This window comes from Pseudomonas sp. GW823-FHT02F05 (assembly GCF_058797315.1).
The window spans coordinates 213,795-235,515 of the sequence record NZ_JBXAJM010000009.1 but is presented as its reverse complement, the minus strand read 5'-3'; the positions used below and the strand labels follow the sequence as shown (position 1 = coordinate 235,515).

The following is a 21,721-nucleotide window of genomic DNA, read 5'->3' as shown; positions in this document are numbered from 1 at the left end:
TGTTTACCAAGGAGTTTTCCGTTTCGACTGCGCCGGAAGTGGGGCGAATTATAGGCTTCCAGAATCTGCCGTCAACCCAATTATTCGGTTTTTCTATCAAATACCTCAAAAACCCGATATTCCCACTATATAGATAGCTACAAGTCAGTACTTGAGCAATATATTGCTCATTCACTGACAGGCAAGCATCATAGCGCCACGTATTTATCGATCATGACTTCGGAAGAACTACCGCAATGACCACTTCACCTCGCAGCCTGGCAACCGCATTGTTTCCGATCGGCCTGCTATTGATCGCCATGGCGTCCATCCAATCCGGTGCGTCATTGGCCAAAAGCATGTTTCCTATTGTTGGCGCACAAGGCACCACTGCTCTGCGTTTGATTTTCGCCAGTGTGATCATGCTGGTGCTATTACGCCCATGGCGCGCCACGCTGACAGCCAAGTCCTTGCGCACGGTGATCATTTACGGGATGGCGCTGGGCGGCATGAACTTCCTCTTCTATATGTCCCTTCGCACCGTACCGCTGGGGATTGCCGTAGCACTCGAATTCACAGGCCCGCTTGCCGTCGCTATCTATGCCTCGCGCCGAGCTGTCGACTTCCTGTGGATTGCCCTGGCTATCATCGGCCTGCTGCTGTTGATTCCGACGGGCGAGGCCAGCAGCGGTATCGACTGGGTCGGCGCGGCGTACGCACTGGGCGCAGGCGGATGCTGGGCCTTGTATATTTTGTTCGGCCAAAAGGCTGGGAACGACAATGGTGTTCAGACCGCCGCACTCGGCGTAATGATTGCCGCCCTGTTCGTCGCACCGATCGGCATCGTGCATGCGGGCGCCGCGCTGCTGACGCCGGCCCTGATCCCTATCGCCATTGGCGTCGCGATTCTGTCCACCGCCTTGCCCTACACCTTGGAGATGGTCGCACTGACTCGCCTCCCTGCTCGCACCTTCGGCACGCTCATGAGCATCGAACCGGCGTTCGGCGCCCTCTCCGGCCTGCTCTTTCTGCATGAGCACTTATCCCTGGCCCAATGGCTGGCCATCACCTGCATTATCCTGGCTTCCGTAGGCGCCACGTTGACGATGCGCAACGAATCCAAACCACTGGTGCCTGCCGACTGATCATCTTTAAAGCCAGCTCTGGTATTTGCCGCTCATTTAGGCCATGTTTAGTCCGTAACCGAATGTCATTCATGGAGAATTTCGACACGGACAGCATGAACGCTTCGCTCGAGAGCGAGTAAAGCGGCTCTGTTCTTTTGCAGGGCGGCTATTAAGGATGGGAATGAAACGAATTTTGATACTGTTGCTGGTTATGGGCATCGCTGGCTGTGCTGCAACCACAAAAACAGAAGTGAAACGGGGTAAAAAAGGGCTGCATATCAACTGTTCGGGCCTGTCCTCCTCCTGGGACCAGTGCTACACCAGTGCAGCCAATTCATGCGGTGCCAAGGGCTACCGGGTGATAGCCAAATCCGGCGACAACTCCGAGGAGCCTGGGGACTATCCCTTCGGCCTCAACCCTGCCGGCTATACCAGCCGCAGTATGATCGTCATCTGCAAATAGCTGCCCGAGCAGTCTTTCCTGACTGCTCATCTTAAATTCCGGCCAATTGCGGCACGAAGGCTAAACTCCTACTCGATCATCGAGCCAATGGAGTTCCCATGCCGCACAACAAGAAAATCGTATTAGTAGTGGGTGCCGGTGACGCGACCGGCGGCGCCATAGCCAAACGCTTTGCCCGCGAAGGCTACATCGCCTGCGTCACCCGTCGCAGCGCCGACAAACTGCAGCCCCTGGTAGACAGCATTCAGTTGGCGGGCGGTGAAGCCCATGGTTTTGCCTGTGATGCACGTAAAGAAGAGGACGTGATCGCTCTGGTCGAGCAAATCGAAACCGAGCTGGGACCTATTGAAGCGTTCGTCTTCAACATCGGCGCCAATGTGCCTTGCAGCATTCTGGAAGAAACCGCACGCAAGTACTTCAAGATCTGGGAGATGGCGTGCTTCTCCGGCTTCCTGAACGCACGGGAAGTCGCCAAACGCATGGTCACGCGTAACCGCGGCACTATCCTGTTCACCGGAGCCACCGCCGGCTTGCGCGGAAGCGCGGGGTTTGCTGCCTTCGCTGGCGCCAAGCATGGGATACGCGCCCTGGCACAAAGCATGGCGCGGGAGTTAGGCCCGATGAACATCCATGTCGCCCATGTGGTGGTCGACGGTGCAATCGATACCGACTTCATTCGCGAGAACTTCCCGCAAAAATACGCCCTCAAGGATCAGGACGCCCTCCTCAACCCGGACCATATTGCCGACAACTACTGGTTCCTCCATCGCCAGCCACGGGACGCCTGGACGTTCGAACTGGACCTGCGCCCCTGGAACGAAACCTGGTGACTCCCTCTATAACAATAAGTAGTGAGTACAGACCATGAGTAAAACCCTGGAGTTCTTCTTTGATCTCGGCAGCCCCGCCACTTACCTGGCCTATACCCAGTTGCCGGCGCTGTGCGCCAAAACGGGCGCACAGGTGGTGTATCAACCGATGCTGTTGGGTGGTGTATTCAAGGCCACGGGCAATGCCTCGCCGATCATGGTGCCCGCCAAGGGGCGCTACATGCTCGATGACCTGGCGCGTTACGCCAAACGCTACAACGTGCCGCTCAGGTTCAACCCGCACTTTCCCATCAATACCTTGGTGCTGATGCGCGCCGTCACCGGCATTCAAATCCACCAGCCTGAGCGTTTCCTCGACTTCATCGACTGCCTGTTCCGCGCACTCTGGGTGGAAGGCCGTCACCTGGGCGACCCAGAGGTCGTGGCCAATGTGCTCACCAAACAGGGGTTCGATCCCGAGCAGGTACTGGCCCTGTCCAATGACGCAGCCGTCAAGGACGCTCTCAAGGACAAAACCGAACAAGCCATTAAACGCGGCGTGTTCGGCGCTCCCAGTTTCTTTGTAGGAAACCAGCTGTTCTTCGGCCAGGACCGTCTGGACTTTGTGCGTGAAGCCCTCAGCTAGATGTTGATTGCGGCCGGCAATGCCTTGGCCGCAACCGATCAAATCGCCGCAGTGCGCACCTGCAACCATTCAAGCGCTGCACCCTTGAGCAGCGGGCTCAAACGCTCACGCACCTGGGCGTGATACGCGTTGAACCATTCGCGCTCATCCGCCGTCAGCAACGACGGCTCCAGGCAGCGGGTATCAATCGGGCACAGGGTCAGGGTTTCGAACTTGAGAAATTCGCCAAACTCGGTCTTGCCCGCTTCACGGTTCAACACCAGGTTCTCAATGCGCACGCCCCAACGGCCAGGGCGATAAGTACCCGGCTCAATTGAAGTGATCATCCCTGGCTGCATCGCCGTTTGTGGCGCCGCAGCAGCCTGATAGGCAATCACCTGCGGGCCTTCATGCACGTTGAGGAAATAACCTACGCCATGGCCTGTGCCGTGACCGTAGTCGACGCCTTCTGCCCAGATCGGCGCACGGGCAATGGCATCCAGCAACGGTGAAAGAATGCCCTTGGGGAACTGCGCACGGGACAGAGCAATCACGCCCTTGAGCACTCGCGTGCAATCGCGTTTCTGCTCCTCACTCGGTGTACCGACAGGCACCATCCGCGTGATGTCCGTGGTTCCGCCCAGGTACTGGCCGCCGGAGTCGATCAACAGCAAGCCATCACCTTCGATCAGCGCATGCTCTTCTTCGGTGGCGTGGTAATGCGGCATCGCGCCATTGGCGTTGAAAGCGGCAATGGTGTTGAAACTCAGCGATACATAGCCGGGGCGGCGGGTACGCGCAGCGGTCAGGTGCTCGTCAATCGTCAGTTCGGTAATGCGTTCACGGCCCAGGGCGCTATCGAGCCAGGCAAAGAATTCACACAGCGCCGCCCCATCCTGCTCCATGGCTTGGCGAATATGTTCCGCGTCCGCCAGGCTCTTGCGGGATTTGGCCAGTGTGGTGGGGTTGAGGCTTTCAACCAGCTTGACGCCCGCGTCGAGGTTTTCCAGCAAGCCGGCGGTGACGCGGGCGGGGTCTACTTGCAAGCTTGCACCCGCCGGTACCGCTCGCAACGCTTGCGCCACCTCGCTGTAATCACGCAGGGTCACGCCATCCTGCTCAAGCACCGCCCGCAGTTGCGCATCGACCTTGCCCAACGCCACAAACAAAGTGGCCTGTTGCTGATTGATCAAGGCAAAGGACACAAACACCGGATTGAACGACACATCAGCGCCGCGCAGGTTGAATAGCCAGGCGATGTCATCCAGCGTCGCGATGAAATGCCAATCGGCGCCCTTGTCTTTCAAACTGGCGCGCAAGGCGGCCAGTTTCTCGCCACGACTGACGGTGGCTTGGGGCGGCAGATGCTGATAGATCGGCTGGTTCGGCAACGCCGGGCGGTCTTGCCAGACTTCATCGAGCACATCGATATCGGTACGCAGACGCGCGCCACGCTCGGCTAATTTGCCACCCAGGGTACGTGCCGAGGCCACGGCCATGACCGCACCGTCCACCGCCACCACGCCACCCTCAGGGGTTTGCTCGGCCAGCCACTCCAACGGTCCAGGCTGACCCGGTTGCAGCTTCACCAACTCGATACCGCTGCCCTTGAGCTCCTTGGTCGCTTGTTCCCAATAACGGCTATCCGCCCAGATCCCGGCAAACTCCGCCGTGACGATCAGGGTGCCGACCGAACCATGAAACCCGGACAACCACTGGCGCCCTTGCCAGTAACCCGGCAAATACTCGGACAAGTGCGGGTCCGCCGACGGCACCAGCAGGGCGTGAATGCCTTCGCGGCGCATCAGTTCACGGGTATGCGCCAAGCGCTGGGGAACCGTTCCATGGGTCAAAGGCTGCGTACTCATTGTGTCTCCTGCTAACCACTAATAATTGTTATGTATTGCAAATGAAGTATCAGACAGCCCAGAACGCTGGTGCGCTGGCCTGTACCGTCTTGATCAATTGCACAGCGTCGTCGATATCCCGCTCGGTGGTGAACCGGCCCAGGCTCAAGCGAATAGTGCGACCAGCGCTGCGGGCATCATGCCCCAGGGCCACCAGGACGTGGGACGGTGCATTGCTAGCCGAATTGCACGCTGAAGTCGCCGAAAAGGCAATGCCCGCACTCAAGGCGGCCGCATTGAATTCGCCTTCGCTGAACGTCAGGCTGAGGGTGTGGGGAATACGCTGGGTTGGGCTGCCATTGAGGCGTACTCCGGGAATCGACGCCAACTGCTCCAACAAACGTTCACGCAAGGCCACGATCTGCGCCTTTTCCTCGGCAAAGTACGCCGCCGCCAGAGCGAACGCAGTGCCCATGCCCGCAATCTGATGCGTCGCCAGGGTGCCCGAACGCAAGCCACCTTCGTGGCCGCCGCCATGAATCTGCGCCAACACTTTCTGTTGCGCACGAGGCCCAACGTACAGCGCGCCAATGCCTTTTGGGCCGTAGAGCTTGTGGGCGGAAAAAGACATCAAATCCACCGACCACTGCGCCAGGTCAATGGCAACCTTGCCCGCCCCCTGTGCCGCGTCCACGTGAAACAGCGCGCCCTGCTCACGCACCCGCGCGCCGATAGCCGGAATGTCGTTAAGGGTGCCCAGTTCATTATTGACCAGCATCAACGACACCAGGAAGGTGTCCTCACGCAATGCCTCACTGACAGCCTGAACGCTGATCAAGCCATCGGCATCGGGCACCAGATAGGTCACAGCCACGCCGGCTTCCTGCAACTGCCGCGCGGTGTCGAGTGTGGCTTTGTGCTCGATCTGGCTGGTGATGATATGCCCACCCGCCAGCCCTCGCGCCTGGGCCACCCCTTTGATCGCAAGGTTGTTGGACTCGGTGGCACCGGAAGTCCAGACAATTTGCTCAGGCTGGGCGCCGACCAATTCGGCTACCTGCCGTCGCGCCTGCTCAACCGTTTGCCGGGCCGCCTGGCCGAATGCATGGGAACTGGACGCAGGGTTGCCAAAATTGGCATTGAAACCCAGGCACTCGACCATCACCTGGATAACTCGCTCATCCACTGGCGTGGTGGCGGCATAGTCGAAATACAACGGACGTTTATTCATGGCGTAAAACTCGCAGAGCGTGTTCCCGAGAGCGGCGTCCCGGGGGCATCGAACAGAACAGAGGTCGTCAGGTTTAACTGATCGAGTGCCATTGAAGAAGAACCACGTGATGTAAATGTGCGTAGGAACGCTCCTGATTTTCAGCTTAACAGGCTCAAAGGCGATTGGGTGCAAATGCAAAAAGCCGAAAAATCCGCCATACGGACTTTTCGGCTTTTAGTGCAGCGCGAGGCGACTCAAACGTTAGTAAACAACCCGCTCACCGGATCGATGTTTCCGTTGTAGGGCACAACGGTTCCGGCTGCCCGGGCGATGGTGGCCCAGATTCGCTGCATATCGACCATTTTATTGCCAATGACCGGGTTGCCTTCTTGTTGACGATCACCCTGGGCCGTGATGTTGAAATAGCGTCCTGCGCCATTGCCGCTCTTCAACAACCCGCTGGCCCCGCCCATCAGTACCAGCGGCATATCCTTCGTATGCTCCGGGGCACCATCGGCCATCTCGCTGGTGAATACCACCAGCGTGTGTTCAAGCAGGCTGTCACCCGGCACATCGGGATCGGCATGCTTCGCCAACTCGTCCATGAACAACTTGGCTCGCTGGGTATACCACTGCCGGGATCGTTTCCATACGTCCAGCCCAGCATAACGATGGGCGCAGTCATGGGGGTTGGTCACATTACTGACGTCCAGTATATTGAGCGACTCCGCCGAGCGCCCGACTTGAATCGTCGCTACACGCGTGATGCCACACCCCAGCGCTGTGGCAACCACCTGATGGTGGTGATGCTGTACCTGGTTACGAAATTCCGCAGATTTGAACGGCAACGTTTCCATCTGCAAAGGCGAACATTCGCCAATGGGTGGCAGAGTTTCTTCCATGTCTTTCATGACCTGCTCAACCGAATCAAGCTGCATATCGAGCTTCTGCTTTTGCGCCCCCACAAGCCTGCCTCGCAGCTCGTTGATATCCGCCAGCACCGGATCAAATACATGCATGTTTCGCACCTGCTGCTCGCGCACCTCACGACTGACCGCGCCAAAGATTTTCTCGTACATCAACACCGGGTCCTGCTCAGGCCTGCGCATTGCGCCGCCATTTTCCGGCCCTTCCCAGGATACCTGCCAGGCGGTCCCGTCAATGCCTGAATGCGGTCCGGCAAAAAGACTCCGCTGGGACGGATCGGTCCCCGGCATATGGCGGCCAAGCAACACATCAATCGACGCCATCTTCTTCTCACGGTCGCGCAACGCCCACGTCCAGCCGTTATGGCCTTCATTGCCAGGGCCCAGAATCGTGCCACGCAGGTACAAGGACTGGTCTTTATAGGCCGCAAGCTCCTGGCTGACCTCGTTGAGCTGGAAGTCGGAAGTGTCCAAAGCTTCGGCAGCGGGATGCCAGAGGCCTCGACCATCACTGGAATAGGCGGTTGCAGAGTCGACTGCCAGGCCATCAGGTACCACAAAGAAAACCACTTTTAACTTGGCCTGCTGGTTTTGCCCGGCCAAGGCCATGCGCGCCAGGCCACACTGGGTGAGCGGGCCGAACACACCTACCGCAGCCAGGCCGGCCAGAAAGCGACGACGACTTTTCAAGATATCCATGATCAATCCCTCTGCGTCTTGAATTGGAACGCGTTGGAGGTACCCAGCGTGCGCAGCATCCCTGGTAATGAGCCATTGCCCTTCAGCCCGTCGACCAATGCCTTGACCGTTGCGGAAGTGGACTCGTCGGATTTGTTGCCCGAAGCGAAACGGAAATAGCTATCCGCCATGCAGAACAGAGACGCCGAGTTGTGCGCGATCAGCTTGGAAATACCTCGTACATCGTCGATAGGCACCGCGCCATCAACCCCAATGAACGGACCGGACGCTTTGATCGGCAACTGCACAGGGAACTGCGCGTAGTTGTAGGCAGGCTCCTGCTGGCGATAGCGCCCGGCAGCGTCGTAATGCTCCATCGATGCGCCGGTGTCGTTCATGTACTGATGGCACTGCCAGCAACGCCCTCCCGAAGCCTGCTCACCATTAATCAGGTCCCAGCGTTCACGGGTACTGATCGCACGCGCAGGGTAGGCCGGCTCTGTGGGCTCGGCTTCGACCGGCGCCCCAAACTCCCGGCAGAAAAGCTGCTCGCGAATGGCAATGCCGCGCTTGACCAGTGAGGTGACCTGATAGTCAGAGGTAGAGGCCTGAAAAAGCCCCAAGTGCAACAAGCCACCCCGTTTCTCATCCACGGCGACTTTGTGCAGCGTGTCACCGGTTACGCCGCCGATACCGTAGTGTTCGGCCAGAGCCTTGTTGAGGAACGTCACACCGGGGTTGAACAGCTCGTCCAACGTCCCCTTGCCGTCGAGCATCACGTGACGGGTCAACAGGGCCTGCTCCTGGGTCATCAACTGGATCATCTGTGCGCTCAGGCCGGGCTTCTCCTGCACCCCGCGCTGAGTCTTGATGTAGTAACTGATGAACCGATTGAACTGCTCAAGCCCGCGCTCACTGCGCATCATCCGGTCTATTTCTGCGCTGATTTGCTGCACTGTCCGCAACTCGTTGCGCTCTGCCTTGGCCAGCAGTTGCGCGTCCGGAGTGGTGCCTTGATAGGTGTAGGACAATGCAGTTGCGGTCTCATAAGGGGTGAGCTTGTAGACCTCGGCCTGCCGCGCGACAGCCTGGCCCAACTCCGAGCGATACAGGAAGTTGGGCGACAACAGCAGCGCAGCGATCAGCGCCCGCTCGCCGTGCTCATCCAACACGGCCTGATAACGCGACAGCTCTGACGGGCTCAAATGGCGGCGGAACACTTGATAACCCAGGGCACTGACCTCAAGGGTACCGGCAGTGGATTTGAAGCGTTTTACACGCTCAGGTGCTACCTGCTCGGCGACCGACACCGCCATGTCATACAACTGCTTGATGTCTTCAGCCTGCAACAGCCCTTTGCTGGCTTCACCTGGGAACTTGAAGTCTTTCTCGGATTTATCTGCCGGCAGCTTCTGGGTATTGACCTCCACGCCGAGTATGTCCTTGACACTGGCCGCGTATTCATCGCGCGTCAGCAAGCGCAACTGGCGCTGACCGTGAGCCTCGTTCGGGCTCAGGTAAGGCGCCCACACCACCTCAAACAAATGCTTGCTGATTTCGGTCGCACAGGTGGTGTCGCAATGCCCGGCCACCGGCATGCTCTGGATTTGCCGCACCAACGCATCCTGGCCAGCACTGCTCCACGCCACCGCCATGCGCAGGTTGTTGAAAAACTCCACCGCGTGGCATTTGGTGCAGGATTCGGCAAGCACTGTTTCGCCCAACTTCGCTTCATGACGGTAACTGATAGGTGTCAGTTGCTCGTCCTGGCTGTCCTCGTTGATACGCAGCGCTACCTGTTCCGGCTGTGGCAGTTCCTGTGGGTAAAAGGGATAGATGACCTCGTAATCCCCATAGTCCAGAAGCTCGGTGACACTTTCGCCCCAAGGCACCTGCACCACTTTGGGCTCGGTGCTCGTAGAGCCCTTGAGCTTGAGGGTGAAATGCCAAGTGGAATCCGTTACTGACGCAGGCTTGGGCGGCGCCAACACCGTGATGTTGATATCCAGCTTGATCGGCCGCTCACGGTACTGCATGTTCAACACGTGCTTGTTGTCGTCGGCAGACAAGGTAAGTGAAGTATTGCGCGTCTGTGGAATCCAGTTTTTCACATCATTGAGCCGAACCTGGTAAGTCCCGTAGGGCAAACCCTTGAGCACCAATGCGGCATAACTGTCAGCAGGGTTGAAGGATGCATGGAACTGGCGGGTATTACCGCCCGGCGCAATCAACGTGCCACTGATCATCTCATTCTCCAGCTCAGGTGCCGGTGCGAGCGCCGGCCGCAGGGTCAACTCTGTGTTCGGCAACCCTGCTGGGTCATAACTGACGCGATAAATCACCCCGGCGACGTCATCGGAGATCAGCAGGCTGTTGTCCGGTAGCACCAGGAAGTCAGCCGGCCGACCAATGCAGGAGTCGTCCAGGCAATACACATCGAAACGCAGGGGGTCTTGGATAAACCCATTGATCAACGGGATCTGATTGACCACTCGCGTTCCGTCCTGGATCGAGACGAGTCGCACATCCATACCCGGCCGCTCGGCCGTGCCCGCCCCATGCACGGCAACCAGCATGTTCTGCGAACGTGCGCGAGCCGGGTAACCACTCCAGAACTTCAGCCCCAGAGGTGCGGTGTTGGTACCCAGCTCGAAGGCGGCAGGCACGTAGTCTTTCGGGTCGATCTGCTGCCGGGACTTATCGGAAACAATCGCTCCCTGAACCAAGGGCGGCTGGATCACCGCCGGGTTGCCAAACTCCTCATCGGTGAAACCCGGCGTGCCTTTGCCAAACAGATAGGGCACACCGAAGTGCTGGTTTGGGCCGCTGATGCGGTTGATTTCGTCGGGGTTGGGGTAGCCCTGGCGGTTGTTGTCGGTGAACCAGATTTCACCGGTCTGCGGGTTCCAGTCGAACCCCACAGAGTTGCGCACCCCTTTTGCAAGAATCTGCGCTTTACCGGTCACGGTGTCATAACGCAGTAACGTGCCGTAACGCGGGTCAGGCGGGATCATGCACAAGTTGCAAGGAATGCCGACGGCGGTGTACAGGCCAGTGTCGGCGGGGTCCAGCGGGTTGAAATGCAAAGGGTGCTTCATATGCCAGAAGCGCGTGCTGGAGCCAGACGCCACGGAAGGCAGAGGAAATGGCGCATCGTCGGCGGGGAATTTGAACACCCGCTCAGGCGAAGGATCCTTGTAATGCGCATCGGCATCGCGCAAACGATAGAGGCCGCCAGTGGTCGAGTAGTACAAATCACCGTCGCGATACACAACCCCGTGCGGCTCCTCCAACCCGCTGGCAATCACGTAGATGCCGGTGGGTTTGCCGGCATTGTCCAGGGGCAAGGCATAGATCATATCGGCGATTTTCCCGTCATAGACGTAGGATGGAATCGCACTGGAGCCCACATAGAGCACGTCCTTGCCCATCGCCATCTGCCGAGGCTGTATCAGCCCCTGGGCAAACAATTCAATCTTGACCCCTGGCAGGCCGCTGAGCCTGCCCACCTGCACCGGTGGCCGATACTTCAGGGTGACCGCCTGTTCTTCGCCCTCCTCTCGCTGGAAGGAAACGATACGCGGTGTGTTCAAGGGCACAAACCCACCAGCAGGGTTCATCACCAGTTGGTAGTCGCAGGCCTTCAGGTTATCGAGGTGAATAGTTTCGCCGGACTTGGCACTGATCGGGATTTCCTCGGCTTTGCAGCGCAATACGCCAGTGACTACCTGATCGGCCCGCGCCACGCCCGGGGTTGGCTGGCTGATCGGCCCCCGGCCGCTTAACGTGCTGAAGTTCAGGGTCAGACGGTTACCCTGGAAGCCACCGCATTCCCCCAGATCCTTCCAGGCATCGCCCCAAATCTCGACACCATGAGAGGATGGCTGCCCGGGGTTGTAATCGGACTGGTTGCACCATTGCCAACTGCCCGGCCCGTGCGGCGACTTGTCAGTGTCTTTCCAACATTCAAACTCGTGGGCTTTGTCCTGCTGGTTTTTGTTCTGCACCCGATTGCCTTGTTCATAGACGGTCCCAGCTTTGTAGGCAGGTGCCGTACAGGCCGCCGCCGAAACCTCCACACTCAGCAACGCGAAGAACACGCCAGGCAAACCCCAACCACAGCGCGAAACAAGCAAACCCCACCCGATCGACATCCTCATGATCACCAGCCTCAATGGCAGGCCAGGCGTATTTCTATCGAAGAAAGACTGCGCAGTTTTACGATCCCGTCAGAAAGCACCCGGCACGGAGTCACGCGCCCCGAACGGCTGACGCAACCCGAAGTACATTCAATTTGGAATGTCTTGCAATGCTATTCCACAGCGAAACTACGACATGGCACGAAGCCAAAGAGACAGGAAAAATCAGACACTCGACTCAACCATCCGCCTGCATCATGCAGCCGTGATGCGTTGCTAAGGCTAAGTTCTAGCCGACAGATATCAGCTCGTCAAACTGGAAGACGTACCTATCGTCACCCGGCTCTCAACTCGCACGGCCGCTGCGCTGTGCGGCGCGCTGTGCGTTCATTTCAGCCTGCTGATCAAAGCCAAAGGTTTTCTGTGGCTGGCCAGTCAGGGCAGCACGCTGCTGTTGGTATTCATCAAATGACAACCCGCGACGACTCAACGCTTCCAACGCCAACTGTTTGGTTTCTTCTGCCGTGTAAGGGCGCATCTCAGGCGATGGGTGAGTCGCGCACCCGGCGAGAACAGAGATGACAAACAATAACGAAATAGCGAATAGACGGTTCATGGCGGCGGTCCTGCTGAGGAGGTTTCGAGTCAATGAACACAGGCTACTCCCGCCCCCCTGCCATGAAAAATCAACGCCCGTGATAGTCGCTATCAACCGTTACAGCAGGTTCGATAGCGCAACCTATATATTCGTTTTCGATCTATAAATATTTAAATGCATTCGTTTACGGAATAAATTCAACCCTCTATAAATGGCGTCACGTAGCCCGACTGTTCGCTACGCAACCGTTGCCCTGGCGACAGCCCTTCAACGAGGTGCCCATGCAGTTGTTGACTCTACCGCCCTCCCCCACACTCGCGACCTCGATCCGCGCCACCGCTCAGGTCTTTGAAGACCCTAAATCCCAGGCCTTGCTCAACCACATCCAGCAAGTGGCGCCCAGCGACGCAAGCGTGTTGATCATCGGCGAAACCGGTACCGGCAAAGAGCTGGTGGCGCGCCATATCCACAACCTCAGCGCACGGCGCAACCGGCCGTTCGTGGCGGTGAACTGTGGGGCATTCTCCGAATCCCTGGTGGAAGCCGAGCTGTTCGGCCATGACAAAGGTGCCTTTACCGGCGCCCTGAGTGCCAAGGCTGGCTGGTTCGAAGAGGCCGAAGGCGGGACCTTGTTCCTCGATGAGATCGGCGATCTGCCAATAGCAATCCAGGTCAAACTGTTGCGGGTATTGCAGGAGCGTGAAGTCGTACGCCTGGGCTCGCGCAAAAGCATTGCGATTGATGTGCGCGTGCTCGCCGCGACCAACGTACAACTGGAAAAGGCCATCAACGCCGGGCATTTCCGCGAAGACCTCTACTACCGTCTCGGCGTGGTCGGCCTGGAACTCAGCCCACTGCGCGAGCGCCCTGGCGATATCCTGCCGCTGACCTGGCACTTTATCGAAGTCTACAGTCGGCGCCTGGGCTACGGCCCCATCACCATCAGCCGTGAGGCCGAGCACAAGCTCAAGAGCTACAGCTGGCCAGGCAACATCCGCGAATTGGAAAACGTCATCCATCACACCCTACTGATCTGCCGCAAAGGCGTGATAGGGGGCGACGATTTGCGCCTGTCGAACATGCGTATCGAGCGCCAGGACGACAACCCGCACCACATTGGTAACAGCGCCGAAGCCTTGCTGGCGCGGGCGTTTCAAACGCTGTTCGAGGAACAGACCGGCGCCCTGCATGAAAAGGTCGAAGACGCACTCTTACGTGCGGCCTACCGCTTCAGCCATTACAACCAGGTGCATACCGCCAACCTGCTGGGCCTGAGCCGCAACGTCACGCGCTCGCGCTTGATCAAGCTCGGCGAGCTGGCGGTGAACAAACGTCGACCTGGCGAAAACGTGCAGGGCGGGCGGATGCTGCATTTATCCATTTAGGCGACAGTGCAGCGCGTTGTCATGGCTGCGCTCAAAGCTTTGCAGCACCTGGAACGAACCGAAGGTCACCGCCGTTGCCTGGTGGGCGCGAATCAGCGTCCAGAAATCTTCGCCGCGCTGCTCGAAGAACTTGAACGCCGCCTCGCCATCTGCGCGCGATTGCCATTGCAAGTAATTGAGCACCCGCCGGCCGTCCTCGCTGACCTGCACGCTGGCACTCAGAAAACCATCGTGGCCCTCGGCCAGTCGTTCGCTTTGAGTGGACAAGGCCGCCACCAGGGCATCTTGCTGCTGGGGGTTGATCTGAAACTCGATCAATTGAGTGAAGCCGCGACACTTCTCCGATACCTGCATGAACACTCCCCTCTCGTTGTAGGCAGAATCTTGCGATTCGATGCCACGCAGGGTAAAACCTCTAGTTAAGTCGAGGTCAAGCACTGTTTGGGAGATGTTCATGCTCAATAAGGAACTCAGCGTCGGGCAGCTCGCTGCTCGCAGCGGCGTAGCGGTTACTGCCCTGCACTTCTACGAGGCAAAAGGGCTGATCAAGAGCAATCGCAATGCGGGTAACCAGCGGCGTTATCCACGGGATGTATTGCGGCGCGTAGTGGTGATCAAGATCGCCCAGCGCCTGGGCATTCCGCTGGCTACCATTGGCGAGGCATTACGCACCTTGCCCGATGAGCGCGCACCCAATGTTCACGACTGGGAGCGCCTATCGGCGTTGTGGCGTGAAGATCTGGATGAGCGCATCAACAAACTGGTGCTGCTGCGCGACAAGCTCAATGGCTGCATCGGTTGCGGGTGCTTATCGATGGAGGCGTGCCCGTTGCGCAATCAGGACGATAAGCTCGCTGAGTATGGGCCGGGCGCCCAACTGCTGGAGCCCACCACACCGCCTTGATAAAAGCACCTCGTCGGTTGCCCGCAGGCCACGCATTACGTGGCCTATAGTGAAATGTTCATACCTCGACTCAGGGAGAATGTCATGAACGTTAAAGCTATTCCCGACGGTTATCACAGCCTCACACCTTATATGGGCATCGACAAAGCGGGCGAGGCCATCGAGTTCTACAAAAAAGCCTTGGGCGCCACGCAAGTCATGCGCCTGGACATGCCCGACGGCAGGGTGGGTCATGCCGAACTGCGGATTGGTGATTCGTCGCTGATGCTCGGTACGCCCTGCGATCAAATGGCCCTGCGCAATCCGGATGAGCACACCAGCATTGGTCTGCATCTGTATGTGGAAGATGTGGATGCACAATTTCAACGAGCGGTTGATGCCGGCGCCACCGTGGTGTCCGAGCCGAAGGATCAGTTTTATGGCGACCGCTCTGCGAGCGTGAAAGATCCGTTCGGTCATCTCTGGTTCCTGGCCACACACAAGGAAGACCTCACCGAGGAGCAGATCCGCCAGCGCGCCATGGAGTTGTTCAAGCAAGGCTGATAGTTGCAGCGCAATGCACCTCCCATGTAGGAGCTGGTTTGCCTGCAATGAGACGACTCGGTGCATCCGTTGGATCGAGTCGATGTCATCGCAGGCAAGCCAGCTCCCACAGGGTTACGCCATAACCCTGAATGCAATCCTGAAACATTTTCTTTCATATACGCCTTAGGGATTTCTCATTCTCATCCGTCTTAACTTAGATACAGCCTGTCGCGTCAGCAAAAGCTACGACTGGCCTTTTCCGGGCCTCCATCGCCCCCTCCGATCAAGACCCTCATTCATATGTCGAAGAAGTCACGCTCCAAACTCTGGTTTCTCGTTCATAGCTGGCTGGCGTTGCCCATCTGGTTCTTTGTGCTGATCGTCTGCGTCACCGGCACGCTGGCCGTGGTGAGCCAGGAAATCGTGTGGCTGGCCAACCCGGATATCCGCGCCAGCAAGCCGTCAGATGAAGCCCAGCCGTTGAGCTTTGACCAGGTGATCGCGGCCATCAAGCGCGATGAACCCAAGGCTATCGTCCAGTCCATTATCCGCCCGGATGAGTCGCACTTCGCGCTAAGCGTCGGCCTCAGCTACCCGGATGGGCGCTCCGTGGAGGTGTATGCCAACCCCTACACCGGCGCGATCCAGGGCATCAGCCCCTCGTTCAATTTCCAGCAATTCACCCGCGCCCTGCATGGCTGGTGGCTGGTGCCGTTCACCAATGGGTACAGTTGGGGCTGGTATCTGGTGTCCGCGTTGGGCTTGCCGCTGCTCGCCTCGTTGGTCACCGGCCTGGTGGTGTACAAGCGCTTCTGGAAAGGCTTCCTGCGCCCTACCCTGCGCATCCGCCATGGCGCGCGAATCTTCTGGGGCGACTTTCACCGCCTGAGCGGCATCTGGTCGATCTGGTTTATCGCGGTCATTTCAATCACTGGCACCTGGTTCCTGATCGAGGCTGTCCTGGGCGACAACCAGATATCCATTTCCAGTGAACCCATCGTGCCAGTGATCGCACGGGATAAGGTGCCGCTGTCGGCGCCGGGCGTGCCGGCACCGATGATCCCTATCGACAAGGCGATCGACATCGCCGCCGAGCGAATCCCCGGCCTGGACGCCAGCTTTGTGTTCATGCCAAGCAACGCCTACAGCCACCTGCAGATCGGCGGGCGTGGCTGGTACCCGTTGATGTTCCAGACCGCACAGCTGAACCCCTATGACGGTGAAATCGCGGTCTCCAACCTGTTGTCCGACCGTACCCCGCTGGAATTCGTCACCGAGTCGATGCGCCCACTGCACACCGGGGACTTTGGCGGTTTGTGGATCAAGCTGATCTGGGCATTCTTCGGCCTGGTGCTGAGCATGATGGTATTGAGCGGCTTGCTGATCTGGACCAAGCGCACCGCCCTGGCCACCCTCAACGCCCTCAAGCGCGAGGCCAAGACGCAACGTCAGCACGCGCCCATCCCGGCCATGCACGCCGACACCTCGGAGGCTCAGCGATGAGCAAGGTCGCAACCGTACTCCCGTCCCCGCTGCGCGCCTTTTGGCTGAAATGGCGTTTCCATATCAACATCCTGATGTTGCTGGTGCCGCTGGGGTTCATGCCCAAATACTTTGCCGACGCCGCGTTGTTTCGCGGGGATACCGGCATCGGCGAGCGCGTGGCCGGGCAAGTGCAAGTCGGCCCCTGGAGCCTGACGCTGGCTGAGTTTCGCAACGAAGGCCCGAGCCCGAACCCGGCTGGCCCGATGAAGTTCTTCAACGCTGCCCTGTGCGATACCTGTGCCGAGCAGGTCAAGGCCACTTACCTGCGTATCGGCAAACCCCGCAGCCTGCGCGCCGCCGGAGTGATCTTCTTCGGCACGCCGTACCGTATGGGCGCCGCCCTGCCGATCCCCGAACGCACCCCGGCGGACGCCGAAATATGGGTGACCATGGAAGGGTGGGACGGCAGCATGCACCAGGGTTCCATCCCGCTGAGCCAGGCCTCGCCTGCCACCATTGCCTGGCTGAACAAGCAAGGAGTCAAACCATGACGTTCAAGCGCTTCACCCGCGCCGCGCTGTTGCTGTGCGCCGGCCTGAGCACCACCGCCTTCGCCCACAACCCGATGTGCGAATGCAAGGAAATCCCCGGTGAGCAGATCCAGTGCAAAGGCGGGTTCTCCGACGGCAGTGGCGCCCCCGGCGTTACCCTGGATGTGATCGGCTACGACGAAACCATCCTGGTGCCGGGCAAGCTCGGCGAGGATTCGACCCTGACCTTCAAGAAGCCCGCCGCCGAATTCTACGTGCTCTTCGATGCCGGCCCCGGCCACGTGGTGGAAATCGACCAAGCGGATATCCCGTCGCAATGAGTACCACACAGGTTGTACGCCCCGCCGGCGCGGGCCACGAAACCCTTTATGTGTTGCTGTTGTGTCTGATCATCCTCGCGGTGGCGGGCACGGTCGTGGCGCTGCATGGGGAAACCCAGGAAGTCGCGGCGGTGCCAAGCCATCAGCTGGACGCCCGCCGCGACCTGAGCGCCGCCGAGCAAGGCATCTACGCCGACCTGCGGGTGACCCTGGATGAAATCCACCTGTTGCAGCAGGAACACAGCGCCCTGCCGACGCCTGAGCAACTGGCCGAAGAAGGCTTCGCCCCCTTTGCCCAGGACGCTAGCTCAGTAAGCCGAGGCGGCCACCGCTGGCAGTTGCTGGCACCGGCTGCCTACCTGGGCTTGAGCCAGGCGCCGGCCACCAGCGGTTCGCTGCTGATGCGCGTGCAAGGCAGTGAGCCGGATATCTGGCTCAACCGCAGCGCCAACCTTGCCGCTCCATCCGACCTCACTGACCAGGCGCTGATCGCGGCCGGCTGGCAGCAGGTGGTCGCGCAATTCGATGCCGGCGTTACCCGCCAGCACCGTCACTGAACGAGAAGACCGATTGCCCATGTCTATGTCATCGCCCCTGTTGCGCCTGTTGCTGGTTGGCCTGTTCAGCCTGATGCTCGCCCCCCTTGCCAATGCCGAGGCGGCCAAGCGCCTGCGTATCGGCATTACCTTGCACCCCTATTACAGCTACGTGGCCAATATCGTGGGCGACAAGGCCGAAGTGGTGCCGCTGATTCCCGCCGGTTTCAACCCCCATGCCTACGAGCCGCGCGCCGAAGACATCAAGCGCATCGGCACCCTGGATGTGATCGTGCTCAACGGCGTCGGCCATGACGACTTCGCCGACCGCATGATCGCCACCAGCGAGCGCCCGGACATCCCGGTGATCGAAGCCAACGCCAACGTGCCGCTGCTCGCCGCTACAGGTAACGCGGCACGCGGTGCGGGCAAGGTGGTCAACCCGCACACCTTCCTGTCGATCAGCGCGTCGATTGCCCAGGTCAATAACATTGCCCGTGAGTTGGGCAAGCTCGACCCGGACAACGCCAAAACCTACACCCAGAACGCCCGCGCCTACGGCAAGCGCCTGCGCCAGATGCGCGCCGACGCCCTGGCCAAGCTGACCAGCGCGCCCAACCCCGACCTGCGTGTCGCCACCGTACACGCGGCCTACGACTACCTGTTGCGCGAGTTTGGCCTGGAGGTCACCGCCGTGGTCGAGCCGGCCCACGGTATCGAGCCAAGCCCCAGCCAACTGAAAAAGACCATCGATGAACTGCGTGCTCTGGATGTGAAAGTGATCTTCTCGGAGATGGATTTCCCGTCCACCTACGTCGATACCATCCAGCGTGAATCCGGGGTCAAGCTGTACCCGCTGTCACATATTTCCTACGGCGAATACAGCGCCGAGAAATACGAAGTGGAGATGACCGGCAACCTCAACACCGTAGTACGGGCGATTCAGGAGTCGGGAGCATGACCGCCGCACAGCAACTGAACCCCGTCAGCGTCGGCCCCACCCTGAACTTCGACCAGGTCTCGCTGACCCTGGGGCGCACCGTGATCCTTGATGGCGTGAGTTTCCAGGTACAACCGGGCAGCATCCACGCGCTGGTCGGCCCCAACGGCGGCGGCAAAAGCTCGCTGATCAAGACCCTGTTGGGGCAGACGCCGCACCAGGGGCGTTTGAGCCTGGAATGGCCAACCACACCCGGCACCATCGGTTACGTGCCCCAGGCGCTGGAATTTGACCGGGGCTTGCCGATGACTGTGGACGATTTCATGGCTGCCATGTGCCAGCGTCGCCCGGCGTTTCTGGGCCTGTCCAGGCATTACGCAGCAGCGATTGGCGATGCCCTTGAACGCGTCGGCATGCAAGACAAGCGCAAGCGCCGCATGGGCGCGTTGTCCGGCGGTGAGCGCCAGCGCGTACTGCTGGCCCAGGGGCTGATTCCGGCGCCGCAGTTGCTGGTGCTGGATGAACCGATGTCGGCCCTCGACGAGGCGGGTATCCAGGTGTTCGAGCGGCTATTGAACGACTGGCGCCTGGCTGGGATTACGGTGCTGTGGATCGAGCACGACCTGGAGGCCGTTGGCCGCCTGGCCGACCGCGTCACCGGTCTGAACCGCCGCGTGCTGTTCGACGCCACACCGAAAGAGGCGCTGACCCCGGACCGCCTGCTCACTCTGTTCTCCACCCACCCTCGGAGCCCGGCACCATGAGTTATGAAGCCTTTCGCTTGATGGTCCAGGGCTGGGCCTCTGCCGGTTACTTGCCCGAAGCCCTGGCCTACGGGTTTGTGGTCAACGCCCTGCTCGCCGGCTTGCTGATCGGCCCGGTACTCGGCGGCCTGGGCACGCTGGTGGTGGTCAAGCGCTTTGCGTTTTTCTCCGAAGCGGTCGGCCATGCCGCGCTGACCGGCGTGGCCGTGGGCATCCTGCTGGGAGAACCCTATACCGGGCCTTATGGCAGCCTGTTTGGCTACTGCCTGCTGTTCGGCATCCTGCTCAATTACCTGCGTAACCGCACCGGCCTGGCGCCCGATACCTTGATCGGCGTGTTCCTGTCCGTGTCCCTGGCACTGGGGGCAAGCCTGCTGCTGATCCTGGCCGGCAAGATCAACGTGCACATTCTCGAGAACGTGCTGTTTGGCTCGGTGCTGACGGTCAACGGCAACGATCTGCTGGTACTGGCCATTGTCGGCTCGCTGGTGATGGCCCTGGCATTGCCGTTGTACAACCGCATCATGCTGGCCAGTTTCAACCCGCAATTGGCGGCAGTGCGCGGGGTGGCGGTGAAAAGCCTGGACTACCTGTTCGTGATCCTGGTGACCCTGATCACCGTTGCCGCGGTCAAGGTCATCGGCGCAATCCTGGTCGGCGCCTTGCTGGTGATTCCTGCCGCTGCGGCGCGCCTGTTGAGCCAGTCACTCAAAGGGTTTTTCTGGATCTCGGTGTTGATCGCTACCGTCAGCACCCTGTGCGGCATCCTGCTGCCGATCATCTTCGACCTGCCCATCCCATCCGGCGCCGCCATCATTCTGGTTGCCGGTATCGCCTTCGCCTTCGCCGCCATCGCCCGTGGCGTTGTGCCCAGCCTCAAAGGGAATCTTGGATAATGCGCCCTGTCTTTCGCCCATTGGTCCTGGCCATCGCTTGCTTGATGAGTACGTCGGCGCTGGCCGTCGACGGTTTCGACGCCAAGGACTTCAAAGTCAACCAGGGCCTCGGTCACGCAGCCCTGACCAAGACCAAGCAGCCGGTCAAGGTGCTGGCCTCGCTGCCGATTACCTACGGCTTGGCCGAGGCGCTGCTCAAAGGCACCAACGTAGCGCTTGAACGCGCCGCGCCGGCCAATCTGCCGGGTTCGCGGCAGGTGTCCTACTTCACCGGCCGCGGTGCTGCGGCACTGAATAAGCTGGCGCTGGACGCCGACGCGGCTATCGGCCTGCGCTCGCTGTGGGCCGATGACCCGCTGTACCCCGTGGCGCGGCGCAGCAATATCCGCATCGTCGAAGTCGATGCCGCACGCCCGGTGGACGGCGGCTTGCCGGGTATCGCAGTACAACCGGGTGTCACCGATGGCTTGAACAGCCAACCCTGGCAATCGAGCAACAATATGGGGCGCATGGCCGACGTGATGGCCGCCGACCTGAGCCGCCTGGCGCCGGCTGCCAAACCCAGGATCGACGCTAACCTGGCCGCGCTCAAACAGCGTTTACTCAAGCTCACCGCCGACAGCGAGGCGCGCTTGGCCAAGGCCGACAACCTGAGTGTGCTCAGCTTGAGCGATCACTTCGCGTACCTGGTCAGCAGCCTGAACCTGGAAGTGCTCGGCACCGATGCACGGCCCGATGCCGAGTGGACGCCCGAGGCGCTGCAAAAACTCAGCAGCACGTTGAAGGACAACGATGTGGCCGTGGTGCTGCATCACCGTCAACCCAGCGATGCAGTCAAAACCGCCATCACTGCCGGCGGCTCCAGACTGTTGGTATTGAATGTGGACGGCGCCGACCCGGTGACGGAGTTGGAAACCAATGTGGACCAAGTGATCAAGGCACTCACACCCTAGGCAAGCCACCGATCCGTCAGAGATAAACTCGGTTCATTGTGGGAGCTGGCTTGCCTGC

21 protein-coding genes are annotated in these 21,721 nt (G+C 59.7%); 15 read left to right on the top strand and 6 right to left on the bottom strand.

What is annotated here, in order from left to right; translation table 11 throughout:
* Positions 1 to 236: 236 nt before the first annotated feature.
* From rhtA to AC1RAC_RS13480, 4 genes are all read left to right on the top strand, one after another.
* Entirely contained in the window at positions 237 to 1,124 is an 888-nt protein-coding gene (gene rhtA / locus AC1RAC_RS13495; protein WP_492616644.1) for a threonine/homoserine exporter RhtA, read from the top strand.
* A 163-nt stretch (positions 1,125 to 1,287) separates the two neighbouring features.
* Positions 1,288 to 1,569: a hypothetical protein gene (locus AC1RAC_RS13490; RefSeq protein ID WP_186527855.1), complete on the top strand. Its 282-nt coding sequence runs from the start codon at positions 1,288 to 1,290 to the stop codon at positions 1,567 to 1,569.
* 98 nt (positions 1,570 to 1,667) lie between these two features.
* Positions 1,668 to 2,399 (top strand): SDR family oxidoreductase, encoded by a 732-nt coding sequence (locus tag AC1RAC_RS13485; RefSeq protein WP_014717823.1) that lies wholly within the window; start codon positions 1,668 to 1,670, stop codon positions 2,397 to 2,399.
* A gap of 34 nt (positions 2,400 to 2,433) precedes the next feature.
* On the top strand, positions 2,434 to 3,024 hold the full coding sequence (locus AC1RAC_RS13480; protein WP_072448074.1) for a 2-hydroxychromene-2-carboxylate isomerase: 591 nt from the start codon (positions 2,434 to 2,436) through the stop codon (positions 3,022 to 3,024).
* Positions 3,025 to 3,062: 38 nt separating this feature from the next.
* On the opposite strand, the gene AC1RAC_RS13475 is transcribed toward AC1RAC_RS13480, so the two are convergent.
* From AC1RAC_RS13475 to AC1RAC_RS13455, 5 genes are all read right to left on the bottom strand, one after another.
* A complete protein-coding gene (locus AC1RAC_RS13475; protein ID WP_096144442.1) occupies positions 3,063 to 4,871 on the bottom strand; it encodes an aminopeptidase P family protein in 1,809 nt (602 codons plus the stop codon).
* A gap of 49 nt (positions 4,872 to 4,920) precedes the next feature.
* Positions 4,921 to 6,081, bottom strand: a complete 1,161-nt coding sequence (locus AC1RAC_RS13470) for a cysteine desulfurase family protein (RefSeq protein WP_072448078.1) — start codon at positions 6,079 to 6,081, stop codon at positions 4,921 to 4,923.
* A 236-nt stretch (positions 6,082 to 6,317) separates the two neighbouring features.
* Positions 6,318 to 7,688 (bottom strand): DUF1552 domain-containing protein, encoded by a 1,371-nt coding sequence (locus AC1RAC_RS13465; RefSeq protein ID WP_089042785.1) that lies wholly within the window; start codon positions 7,686 to 7,688, stop codon positions 6,318 to 6,320.
* 2 nt (positions 7,689 to 7,690) lie between these two features.
* Positions 7,691 to 11,821: a DUF1592 domain-containing protein gene (locus tag AC1RAC_RS13460; protein WP_492616643.1), complete on the bottom strand. Its 4,131-nt coding sequence runs from the start codon at positions 11,819 to 11,821 to the stop codon at positions 7,691 to 7,693.
* A gap of 331 nt (positions 11,822 to 12,152) precedes the next feature.
* Complete coding sequence (locus tag AC1RAC_RS13455; protein ID WP_236452540.1) at positions 12,153 to 12,422, bottom strand: hypothetical protein; 270 nt, start codon at positions 12,420 to 12,422, stop codon at positions 12,153 to 12,155.
* A gap of 263 nt (positions 12,423 to 12,685) precedes the next feature.
* On the opposite strand from AC1RAC_RS13455, the gene AC1RAC_RS13450 reads away from it, so the two are divergent.
* Positions 12,686 to 13,789 carry a sigma-54 interaction domain-containing protein gene (locus AC1RAC_RS13450; RefSeq protein WP_236452538.1) on the top strand — a complete coding sequence of 368 codons (1,104 nt, stop codon included), beginning with the start codon at positions 12,686 to 12,688 and terminating at the stop codon, positions 13,787 to 13,789.
* Here AC1RAC_RS13450 and AC1RAC_RS13445 read toward each other — a convergent pair.
* Entirely contained in the window at positions 13,778 to 14,143 is a 366-nt protein-coding gene (locus tag AC1RAC_RS13445; RefSeq protein ID WP_034127271.1) for an antibiotic biosynthesis monooxygenase, read from the bottom strand. The genes AC1RAC_RS13450 and AC1RAC_RS13445 overlap by 12 nt on opposite strands.
* 100 nt (positions 14,144 to 14,243) lie before the next feature.
* Between AC1RAC_RS13445 and soxR the strand changes: the two genes are divergently transcribed.
* The 10 genes from soxR to AC1RAC_RS13395 all read left to right on the top strand — a co-directional run bounded on the left by soxR (position 14,244) and on the right by AC1RAC_RS13395 (position 21,663).
* Positions 14,244 to 14,693 carry a redox-sensitive transcriptional activator SoxR gene (gene soxR / locus AC1RAC_RS13440; protein WP_034127251.1) on the top strand — a complete coding sequence of 150 codons (450 nt, stop codon included), beginning with the start codon at positions 14,244 to 14,246 and terminating at the stop codon, positions 14,691 to 14,693.
* An 84-nt stretch (positions 14,694 to 14,777) separates the two neighbouring features.
* A complete protein-coding gene (locus AC1RAC_RS13435; protein WP_034127250.1) occupies positions 14,778 to 15,236 on the top strand; it encodes a VOC family protein in 459 nt (152 codons plus the stop codon).
* A 282-nt stretch (positions 15,237 to 15,518) separates the two neighbouring features.
* Complete coding sequence (locus tag AC1RAC_RS13430; protein ID WP_089042781.1) at positions 15,519 to 16,721, top strand: PepSY-associated TM helix domain-containing protein; 1,203 nt, start codon at positions 15,519 to 15,521, stop codon at positions 16,719 to 16,721.
* Complete coding sequence (locus AC1RAC_RS13425) at positions 16,718 to 17,254, top strand: PA2404 family protein (RefSeq protein WP_492616642.1); 537 nt, start codon at positions 16,718 to 16,720, stop codon at positions 17,252 to 17,254. Before AC1RAC_RS13430 ends, AC1RAC_RS13425 begins: the two co-directional genes overlap by 4 nt.
* Positions 17,251 to 17,574, top strand: coding sequence for a hypothetical protein (locus tag AC1RAC_RS13420; protein ID WP_020301064.1), 324 nt, complete (start codon positions 17,251 to 17,253; stop codon positions 17,572 to 17,574). Before AC1RAC_RS13425 ends, AC1RAC_RS13420 begins: the two co-directional genes overlap by 4 nt.
* Positions 17,571 to 18,131: a DUF6162 family protein gene (locus tag AC1RAC_RS13415; RefSeq protein ID WP_014717807.1), complete on the top strand. Its 561-nt coding sequence runs from the start codon at positions 17,571 to 17,573 to the stop codon at positions 18,129 to 18,131. Before AC1RAC_RS13420 ends, AC1RAC_RS13415 begins: the two co-directional genes overlap by 4 nt.
* Before the next feature lie 19 nt (positions 18,132 to 18,150).
* Positions 18,151 to 19,071, top strand: coding sequence for a metal ABC transporter substrate-binding protein (locus AC1RAC_RS13410; protein ID WP_054897879.1), 921 nt, complete (start codon positions 18,151 to 18,153; stop codon positions 19,069 to 19,071).
* Positions 19,068 to 19,814, top strand: coding sequence for a metal ABC transporter ATP-binding protein (locus tag AC1RAC_RS13405; protein WP_034127246.1), 747 nt, complete (start codon positions 19,068 to 19,070; stop codon positions 19,812 to 19,814). Before AC1RAC_RS13410 ends, AC1RAC_RS13405 begins: the two co-directional genes overlap by 4 nt.
* Complete coding sequence (locus AC1RAC_RS13400) at positions 19,811 to 20,710, top strand: metal ABC transporter permease (RefSeq protein WP_032901932.1); 900 nt, start codon at positions 19,811 to 19,813, stop codon at positions 20,708 to 20,710. The genes AC1RAC_RS13405 and AC1RAC_RS13400 overlap by 4 nt, the downstream gene beginning before the upstream one ends.
* Positions 20,710 to 21,663 (top strand): metal ABC transporter substrate-binding protein, encoded by a 954-nt coding sequence (locus tag AC1RAC_RS13395; RefSeq protein WP_072448088.1) that lies wholly within the window; start codon positions 20,710 to 20,712, stop codon positions 21,661 to 21,663. Before AC1RAC_RS13400 ends, AC1RAC_RS13395 begins: the two co-directional genes overlap by 1 nt.
* Positions 21,664 to 21,721 lie beyond the last annotated feature (58 nt).

Coding starts and splice junctions, on each gene's coding strand:
- rhtA (WP_492616644.1), top strand. CDS start 237: ATGACCACTTCACCTCGCAGCCTGGCAACCGCATTGTTTCCGATCGGC.
- AC1RAC_RS13490 (WP_186527855.1), top strand. CDS start 1,288: ATGAAACGAATTTTGATACTGTTGCTGGTTATGGGCATCGCTGGCTGT.
- AC1RAC_RS13485 (WP_014717823.1), top strand. CDS start 1,668: ATGCCGCACAACAAGAAAATCGTATTAGTAGTGGGTGCCGGTGACGCG.
- AC1RAC_RS13480 (WP_072448074.1), top strand. CDS start 2,434: ATGAGTAAAACCCTGGAGTTCTTCTTTGATCTCGGCAGCCCCGCCACT.
- AC1RAC_RS13475 (WP_096144442.1), bottom strand. CDS start 4,871: ATGAGTACGCAGCCTTTGACCCATGGAACGGTTCCCCAGCGCTTGGCG.
- AC1RAC_RS13470 (WP_072448078.1), bottom strand. CDS start 6,081: ATGAATAAACGTCCGTTGTATTTCGACTATGCCGCCACCACGCCAGTG.
- AC1RAC_RS13465 (WP_089042785.1), bottom strand. CDS start 7,688: ATGGATATCTTGAAAAGTCGTCGTCGCTTTCTGGCCGGCCTGGCTGCG.
- AC1RAC_RS13460 (WP_492616643.1), bottom strand. CDS start 11,821: ATGTCGATCGGGTGGGGTTTGCTTGTTTCGCGCTGTGGTTGGGGTTTG.
- AC1RAC_RS13455 (WP_236452540.1), bottom strand. CDS start 12,422: ATGAACCGTCTATTCGCTATTTCGTTATTGTTTGTCATCTCTGTTCTC.
- AC1RAC_RS13450 (WP_236452538.1), top strand. CDS start 12,686: ATGCAGTTGTTGACTCTACCGCCCTCCCCCACACTCGCGACCTCGATC.
- AC1RAC_RS13445 (WP_034127271.1), bottom strand. CDS start 14,143: ATGCAGGTATCGGAGAAGTGTCGCGGCTTCACTCAATTGATCGAGTTT.
- soxR (WP_034127251.1), top strand. CDS start 14,244: ATGCTCAATAAGGAACTCAGCGTCGGGCAGCTCGCTGCTCGCAGCGGC.
- AC1RAC_RS13435 (WP_034127250.1), top strand. CDS start 14,778: ATGAACGTTAAAGCTATTCCCGACGGTTATCACAGCCTCACACCTTAT.
- AC1RAC_RS13430 (WP_089042781.1), top strand. CDS start 15,519: ATGTCGAAGAAGTCACGCTCCAAACTCTGGTTTCTCGTTCATAGCTGG.
- AC1RAC_RS13425 (WP_492616642.1), top strand. CDS start 16,718: ATGAGCAAGGTCGCAACCGTACTCCCGTCCCCGCTGCGCGCCTTTTGG.
- AC1RAC_RS13420 (WP_020301064.1), top strand. CDS start 17,251: ATGACGTTCAAGCGCTTCACCCGCGCCGCGCTGTTGCTGTGCGCCGGC.
- AC1RAC_RS13415 (WP_014717807.1), top strand. CDS start 17,571: ATGAGTACCACACAGGTTGTACGCCCCGCCGGCGCGGGCCACGAAACC.
- AC1RAC_RS13410 (WP_054897879.1), top strand. CDS start 18,151: ATGTCTATGTCATCGCCCCTGTTGCGCCTGTTGCTGGTTGGCCTGTTC.
- AC1RAC_RS13405 (WP_034127246.1), top strand. CDS start 19,068: ATGACCGCCGCACAGCAACTGAACCCCGTCAGCGTCGGCCCCACCCTG.
- AC1RAC_RS13400 (WP_032901932.1), top strand. CDS start 19,811: ATGAGTTATGAAGCCTTTCGCTTGATGGTCCAGGGCTGGGCCTCTGCC.
- AC1RAC_RS13395 (WP_072448088.1), top strand. CDS start 20,710: ATGCGCCCTGTCTTTCGCCCATTGGTCCTGGCCATCGCTTGCTTGATG.